General features: G+C 42.1%; 8 protein-coding genes. 2 read left to right on the plus strand and 6 right to left on the minus strand.

Annotated elements, in window-relative coordinates; all coding sequences use genetic code 11:
• Positions 1–166: 166 nt before the first annotated feature.
• Positions 167–1,015, minus strand: coding sequence for a LysR family transcriptional regulator (locus TW84_RS19655; RefSeq protein ID WP_045977331.1), 849 nt, complete (start codon positions 1,013–1,015; stop codon positions 167–169).
• 134 nt (positions 1,016–1,149) lie between these two features.
• Here TW84_RS19655 and TW84_RS19660 point away from each other — a divergent pair, with 134 nt between their 5' ends.
• Both TW84_RS19660 and TW84_RS24465 read left to right on the plus strand, forming a co-directional pair.
• Positions 1,150–1,830, plus strand: a complete 681-nt coding sequence (locus TW84_RS19660; protein ID WP_045977332.1) for an FMN-dependent NADH-azoreductase — start codon at positions 1,150–1,152, stop codon at positions 1,828–1,830.
• 252 nt (positions 1,831–2,082) lie between these two features.
• Positions 2,083–2,229 (plus strand): hypothetical protein, encoded by a 147-nt coding sequence (locus TW84_RS24465; protein WP_157634073.1) that lies wholly within the window; start codon positions 2,083–2,085, stop codon positions 2,227–2,229.
• Between the two features lie 331 nt (positions 2,230–2,560).
• On the opposite strand, the gene TW84_RS19665 is transcribed toward TW84_RS24465, so the two are convergent.
• From TW84_RS19665 to ectA, 5 genes are all read right to left on the minus strand, one after another.
• A complete protein-coding gene (locus TW84_RS19665; RefSeq protein ID WP_045977333.1) occupies positions 2,561–2,956 on the minus strand; it encodes a DUF2391 family protein in 396 nt (131 codons plus the stop codon).
• Positions 2,957–3,161: 205 nt separating this feature from the next.
• Entirely contained in the window at positions 3,162–4,586 is a 1,425-nt protein-coding gene (locus TW84_RS19670) for an aspartate kinase (RefSeq protein ID WP_045977334.1), read from the minus strand.
• A 72-nt stretch (positions 4,587–4,658) separates the two neighbouring features.
• The gene (locus TW84_RS19675) at positions 4,659–5,045 is read right to left on the minus strand and encodes an ectoine synthase (protein ID WP_045977335.1); all 387 of its coding nucleotides are present in this window, start codon (positions 5,043–5,045) and stop codon (positions 4,659–4,661) included.
• A 12-nt stretch (positions 5,046–5,057) separates the two neighbouring features.
• Positions 5,058–6,326, minus strand: coding sequence for a diaminobutyrate--2-oxoglutarate transaminase (ectB, locus tag TW84_RS19680; protein ID WP_045977336.1), 1,269 nt, complete (start codon positions 6,324–6,326; stop codon positions 5,058–5,060).
• An 11-nt stretch (positions 6,327–6,337) separates the two neighbouring features.
• Positions 6,338–6,892: a diaminobutyrate acetyltransferase gene (gene ectA, locus TW84_RS19685; RefSeq protein ID WP_240478207.1), complete on the minus strand. Its 555-nt coding sequence runs from the start codon at positions 6,890–6,892 to the stop codon at positions 6,338–6,340.
• Between the last annotated feature and the right edge of the window lie 482 nt (positions 6,893–7,374).

Raw genomic sequence — 7,374 nt, forward strand, 5'->3', positions numbered from 1 at the left:
GACCCACGCCTGGCTGCAAGTTTTCAGGAAGTGTTTGATCAACTTCAACAAGAAGGAATCATTAAAGATCTGGCAGAAAAGTATGCGCCCAAATAGTTCCCCTCCCCGTTTCATCTCGCGTCGTATGATTTAGCACAGGCAGCAAAAGCTTTTGCGATACTGGTAGCTATTCAAGCAACGCTTGTAACCATTCTATGAACTTAAAGTTGTGTCGAGAAAGGCGCTTTTCTTTATTCGCTATGTAGTAACAAAGCTGAGAACGGATAGCTAGGGTGTTCATTTCAGCTAACACACCTGCCTTTAAATAACCTTGCATGAGCGTTCTTGAACAGAATACATAAGCGTTTTCTAGTAAAGCTTGCTGTATACCAAATAACTCTTGATCGAAATATCTCACGTGAATTTGCTTACTCACCAAGCCGTTAAGTTCCAACCATGATTGCAATGGCACGTTGGGTAAGCTGCTGTTTTTCCAATCAGTGGTGTAAATCGTTATTTTCTCTTTTTGGTCAAATTTAGCATCAGTGTTGGTATTGCCAAATAGATTAAACTCTTCGAGTTTGATGATATCCATGCTTGATTGTTGAGCAGTTTCACCTAACCGGATAGGTAAGGTGAAGTTATTAGCATCAATGTTCTCACCACTTGTAATATTTACGTCAATCTCGGAGTATAACGCATAGAACTCTTGAAGAGCGGGGATCAAAACCAAAGCAGCAAATGACGACGTAGTGGTTACATTAATTTTTTTATCTTTTGTGGTAATTTTTTCGATTGCCGTTTCAATAGATTGAAATCCATGACTGGTAGCAACGGCGAGTTCTTTGCCGAGCTCCGTAAGCATCACTTTTCTTGCTTTGCGTATGAATAAGGTAACGTTTAGGCGCTGCTCTAGTTTATTTATATGATGTGACACCGCAGTTGGGGATATGGATAATTCAGCCGCAGCGGCCTTAAAGCTGCCTAGCCTAGCAGCCGACTCAAATGCCTTAAGTGCGGGCAAAGAAACTTGCATGATGGCGACTCATTAAACAATAAAAAGGAAATTTAGATGAATTTTACTCACCTGTAAACGCATTTTACTCGTTTGTGTTTGCCTTCATGAAGTAGAAAAATGGCAGACAGGTTAAACAAGAAAAGGCACCTAAGATGAGTGTTATTCTACATATAGATTCGAGTGTTAGAGCAATTACGAATGTAAACCCACAGCACGACTCCATTTCAAAAAAGATAGCTAAAAGGTTTATAACACAGTTTAAACAGCAAGCTGCGATAGATGAATACATCTACCGTGATGTTGGAATCAATCCTCCTCAGTTTATTACTCAAGATTGGATAGGTGCGGCATTCACACCCGAGCCGAAAAGAGACCATCTACAGCAACAGATCTTGAAACAGTCAGATGAATTTATTGCAGAGGTCGAAAAAGCGAATATCCTCGTCATTTCTTCGCCAATGTACAATTACGGAATGCCCGCGCAGTTAAAGGCTTGGTTTGATCAAATCATACGTATCAACAAAACCTTTGACTTTGATTTGGCGCGCGGCGATCAACCTTTGTTGCCTCTCTTGTCTGATAAGATTTTAGTCATCGTTACGTCAAGTGGTGAGTTTGGCTTTGAAAAAGGGGGAATAAATGAAACATCCAGCCATTTGGTACCGCATTTACGCACTTTGAGTAAATATTTAGGTGTGGCTGAGATTTACGAAATAGCATCTGAGTATCAGGAGTTTTCTGATAATAGGCATGAAAAATCTTTGCAAATGGCAGAGTTAAAAGCCGATAAAATCGCGTCTAAGTTAGCTGGAAACGAGATACTGGGTCTTTAAACATGCTAGACAGTCCATTTCACTCGCTCAGCAATAAGTCGAAAAAGGTGGGCTACCTATTTCATCAATAAAATTGATTTAGCAAATTGATTTAGGGACAGGCACCAAAAGATCCTACGCTGACTGCCCTCTTGTCGCTAAACGGCAGATGTGAATGCGGCTAGAAACGCCAAAAGACGTCCGACGACGTCTTTTTGGTGTGTGTCCCGAATATCTCTGCCGAATATCTCTGTAGGCCTAGGAGGCTATATTTTGAAAAAAACATCGAAACGTAATTTGAAAGCAAAAATTGTCGAAAGTAATGAAAACGGTGAGCCTAAAGAAACCGTTCACGAGATTAGAAAGAAGATCGAGAATATTCTACTAGAGCGTGAGCAGAAAAAACTATGGGATCTATGAAATGAAAATGAAAAAAGCGGCTAAGAAATCAATTAAGAAAATTAAATAGAGCAACTTTGAAGAGGAATTTTTTCTTATGGTGGCTGAATAAAATAAAGCTTAAGACACTCTTGATGCTATGGTGGAACGCACTCCCGAGTACACCAAACAGAAAAACTGCGATAGGCTGTTTGCAAGCGCTCAACAGTTCATAAACGCCAATTAACCCCTGCTCTTCCTATAAACACATCCATATTGCGGTACCTTCCAATACAATCGGGCTATCCCTTTAGCCAAGCTTAGTGAGTACTCGTTCGTATTAGCCCATAGTTCCAACTGCAAGAAAACTCACTCATTCCTTATCAAAGCTATCAACAACAATCGCTCCCATGGATGCTGGCATAGAGATAATAATGACTCGTTTGAGCGCAACTAGCGGCTCTGAGATAAGAGGAAGTTTATTGATGCAAAACAGAACCAGCATAACCACTAAAGTTGTGATGAGATAGGCAACAACGATACGCAGTACGAAAACAAATTTACGATTGACGATATTACGCTGAAATACACTTTCAAAGGTGTATAAAGCAAGAAAAACCATTGACAACAAGAGCAGCATAAATAGGTTTTGTAACGGCAATGTTTCTCCCATGCGCCAAGCTTCTTCTGAAAAAGAGATTGGGACCGCGAGCGCAAATGCCCCAACAAATATCTGGCTCGCGTCTTCGAAATTAAAACTGTATTTCACAATAGTCTCTCGGTTTTTTCTAAGCTTGAGGACGACAGGTCATGGACTCAGGCCTTTTGAGTAAGTATGAGGTCAAGTTTAGCCTCAATACTAAATAAAGGCTCATTCAGGAACAAAGAGCGGCACTTTCAAGTGAGAAAGGCCTCGGACTGGCTTAAACTTTTCATTCATATTGTAGACGGTAAAACGAGTGACTGGTTAGCGATCAAACCGCTACACTGCGTACTTGAGTTTGCTGTTCAAAGAACACCTCATGTAACGCGCAAATTGAAGGTTGATACTCATCGTCATCCACAACAAACTGAACATTGACATTTCTTACGGAAGAATGCACAGCGATGGGCGTGATGTTTTTTTCCATAAGCGCCAATACACCTTTTGCAAGCGCTTGGTTGGTATCAAACTGCGATCCAATAGCGGAGAGCAGTGCGACCATTCGACCTTTAATATTAGCGTTGGGAAACTTTTTCTCCGTTTTGTACAGTACCTGATTTAATGCTTCACAGCTGCCAGTAAGATAGTAGGTCATGGAGTTCGCATTCATCTCCTTGCCGACCAGTTTTACTCGCGTATCGGTGATGATCTGCATCAGTTCGTAACTGAGTTTGTCAACGCAACCGACCATGGTTTGGTCGAACAGATGTAGAGCAAACACTTTCTCTTTGCCTGCAATGATTTCTACTCTACCCATGGTTGGACGAAAAGATCCAGAGATCAGTGTCCCCGGATGTTGAGGTTCGAAAGTGTTCTTAATCTGAAGTTCTATACCGCTTTCACGCAAGCCGGCCGCTGCATTAGGGTGAATCGCTTCCATACCTAGATTGGCCAGCTGATCTGCAACGTCATAGTTTGTTTCACCCAACGGTTTAACTCTGGCAGAACCAACAACACGTGGATCGGCGGAGCTTAAGTGGTACTCTTTATGAATGATGGCTAAATCCGCTTTGGTGATTGAAGCAATCCGGCTAAACGTCATTTCGCTATAGCCACGGTCATAAGTCGACATAAGCCCTTCTTCACAAGAGGCATAGCCCGTAACGATAGGTAACTCTTTACTTATATCTAGGCTGGAAAATGCGTCAACAATACAATCATCTAAGCGTTTTGGTATCTGTCTATCCCAACCAGACAGATCAACAAGCTTTGCATTGATACCACAGTTTTTGAGCTTCAATGTCGTATTATAAGCACTGTGTACTTCACCAATAGAAGCAAGAAACTCTCTGACCTGTGGAAGGTAGTGGCGAAGTGAGAACTGCCCATATTGACAAGTTTCCAGTATGTTTGAGATACATACTTTCGCTTCGGAAATTCGTGAGCGGATAAATTTATCTGCACGAAGACGATTCATTGGATCGGCAAAGATATTCTCGTTGATCAGAAGCATTCTGTGCTCTAAATAATCTAGCGCTTGCTTCCAACCTTCTTCTCGTTGAGCCACCAATTGATACACACCTGGCTTGCCTGTTTTTTTACACTCTAATAAGGCATCGGTGATCCCACCGTAAGCGGATACCACAAATACCCGGTTGTACGTCTGATCATCGTTGTCTTTAATCAAAATATTATCTAGAACAGCATCGAATGCTGTCATTGAAGTACCGCCGATTTTCTCTACGGTATAAGTCATGATAGTTCCTTTTGGCTGGTAGTATTAAGGGAGTGTTGCCAGACCGTCTAGTGGCCCAGCTTATGCGAGTTGCTACTCAATCAGTGGGTAAACGCCATTCTCGTCATGAGTCTCTTTTCCCGTGATTGGAGGATTAAACACGCACGCCATCACCATTTCTTTACCTTGGTAAGCGCGAAGGTAATGTTCATCATGCTTATCTAAAATGTATAGCGTTCCTGGTTTAATTGGGTAAGTCTTACCCCCTACCACTTCGATTTCACCTTCACCACTCATACAGTAGACCGACTCCAAATGGTTCAGATAATGGATATGTGTCTCTGTATTCTCAAAAATAGTTGTGATGTGAAATGAAAAGCCCATGTTGTCATCTTTAAGCAACATGCGGACACTTTCCCAAGTTTCTGACACGACTCTGCGTTGGCTATCACGGCATTCTTCTAATGTACGAACAATCATTGATTTCCCTCATTACGATGCTTTTTTAAATTGCTGTTGGCTGACGATTTCAACGGCATTTTGGAAGATTTCTAAGCCTTGTTTTAACTCAGATTTTGTAATAGTCAGTGGCGCAAAAAATTTGATAACTTCATCATTCGGTCCGGCCGTTTCGATCACTAAACCATTATCAAAGCATGTTTTTGCTACTTCACTTGCTAAATGCCCATCGCAACACTCTATGCCGATCATCATTCCACGCCCCTTTTGTTTTACGAACAAAGCAGGATGGCGAGCTAGCGTTGAAGAGATTTGCTCAGCAACTAAGGCAGAGCAACTTGCGATGTGCTGTTCGAATGGTTGGCTGTCAGCCCAGTACATTTCGAGTGCTTGAGTGGCCGTGACAAAGGCGTGATTGTTACCACGGAAGGTGCCGTTATGTTCACCGGGGCTCCAAATATCTAACTCTGGTTTCATCAGGACAACGGCCATCGGTAGACCATAGCCCGCAATCGATTTTGATAAGGTCACCATGTCAGGCTTTATCCCTGAAGGTTCAAAGCTGAAAAAGGTGCCCGTTCGTCCGCATCCTGCTTGGATGTCATCCACAATAAGCAAGATGTCGTTTTGTTTACACAGTTTGCTAAGGCGTTGCAGCCACGCATCTGAGGCGACATTGAGCCCACCTTCACCTTGCACCGTTTCGACAAGCACAGCAGCAGGTTTGTCTAGGCCTGAAGAGCGGTCGCTGAGCATCGTTTCAAACAGTTTGAGGCCATCAATATCAGCATAACCTTCAAAAGGAAGTCGCGTGATGTTGTTTAAGTTTACCCCTGCGCCCTGGCGATGATGCTGATTGCCTGTGGCTGCCAGTGCTCCAGATGTACAACCATGAAAACCATTGGTAAACGCAACGACTGAACTGCGTCTTTTCACCTTTCTGGCTAACTTTAATGCTGCTTCAACTGCGTTAGTTCCAGTCGGGCCAGTGAACTGAACTTTGTAGTCGAGCCCTCTTGGACTAAGAATATGACTTTGTAAGGCTTTAAGGAATTCCCCCTTTGCGCTTGAATGCATATCTAGCCCGTGGGTAATACCATCAGCCTCAATGTAATCGAGCAATGCTTGCTTAAATATTGGGTTGTTATGGCCATAATTGAGTGAGCCAGCCCCAGCAAGAAAGTCTAGGTACTTTTTTCCTGACTCGGTTTCGAGCCAGCAACCTTTTGCTTTGGTAAACACAACAGGGAAGCTATTACAGTAAGATCGTACTTGTGATTCTTTCTTGTTAAAAATATCCATGATTAGACCGTTTATCTATCTTCTTGGTTGATTGTATTTAGTGGGATTCGATACAAATACTCAGTATCGTGTTTGCCCTTGAAATGCGTCTTTTGATCGAGAAACGTCGAAACGCTGCCTTGATTGCCATTTTGAGCATCAATCTTTTTGAACAGCGCCCAGGATGCCCCGTTATCACGAGTGATCGTCGTTTCAATGGCCTTCACCTCCTGCAAAGCTTCTCTTGAGAGAAGCGCTCTCAGCATCTGGTACGCAATCCCCTTACCACGATGTTTTGGTGAAACTGCGACTTGCCATACGAAGAGAGTATTTGGCTGTTCCGGTTTTAAATAACCGGAAACAAAACCGGACACTTCATCGTCATGACGAGCGATCAGGCACGTTTTGCGAAAGTGGGTTGATTGCAGGAAGTTGCAATAAGAAGAGTTAGTATCAAGTGGTGGGCATATAGCAATGAGATTAAATATGTCATCACCATCATCCGCACTAGGTTCACTAAACGAAACCAAATTGCCGGCCTCTTTTCCGATCTCAGGAAAAACTACCCAAGGTGCTGAAATGATCATAGGAATGTGCATTTACTTTGTACTCTAAACAAATTCACATTTATTATCACGCCAAACAGGGCCTAAATGGCAAGATTTGATGTCTTTAACTCTAACTTTTTGTGATAATAATCACAAATTAAGCCAATGTGACAATTTGAACACTAATAATTAGAGTTAAAAGAAAATTCTCATTAGTGATGATATTACTAAAGATTCCCAGCCTACCTAGAGTTGAAGGTTCAATAGTTATTGAACTGAAACTAATTCCATTTTTTCAATAACTTAGGATAGTTTTGAAGCATGACTGCGGTAAGTGTTATTATGGAATGGTTAATTATTAGCACTCACTGGGACAAACGTTTAGTTAGAGATCTAATTATATTTAGCTGTGCGAGTCGATACTAAAGCTTTGCTGGCAATCAATTACACCGGATTGGGGAAAGAACCGTGTGATTTAGAGGCAGGCACCAATGGCTCCACCCTATTATACTTTCCATAAT

The organism is Vibrio neptunius (genome assembly GCF_000967495.1).
In the GTDB taxonomy this organism is placed as follows: Bacteria; Pseudomonadota; Gammaproteobacteria; order Enterobacterales; family Vibrionaceae; genus Vibrio; species Vibrio neptunius.

What these genes read in the sequence shown, in the direction of transcription:
- TW84_RS19655 (WP_045977331.1), bottom strand. Translation starts at nt 1,015, where the DNA reads ATGCAAGTTTCTTTGCCCGCACTTAAGGCATTTGAGTCGGCTGCTAGG.
- TW84_RS19660 (WP_045977332.1), top strand. Translation starts at nt 1,150, where the DNA reads ATGAGTGTTATTCTACATATAGATTCGAGTGTTAGAGCAATTACGAAT.
- TW84_RS19670 (WP_045977334.1), bottom strand. Translation starts at nt 4,586, where the DNA reads ATGACTTATACCGTAGAGAAAATCGGCGGTACTTCAATGACAGCATTC.
- TW84_RS19675 (WP_045977335.1), bottom strand. Translation starts at nt 5,045, where the DNA reads ATGATTGTTCGTACATTAGAAGAATGCCGTGATAGCCAACGCAGAGTC.
- ectB (WP_045977336.1), bottom strand. Translation starts at nt 6,326, where the DNA reads ATGGATATTTTTAACAAGAAAGAATCACAAGTACGATCTTACTGTAAT.
- ectA (WP_240478207.1), bottom strand. Translation starts at nt 6,892, where the DNA reads ATGATCATTTCAGCACCTTGGGTAGTTTTTCCTGAGATCGGAAAAGAG.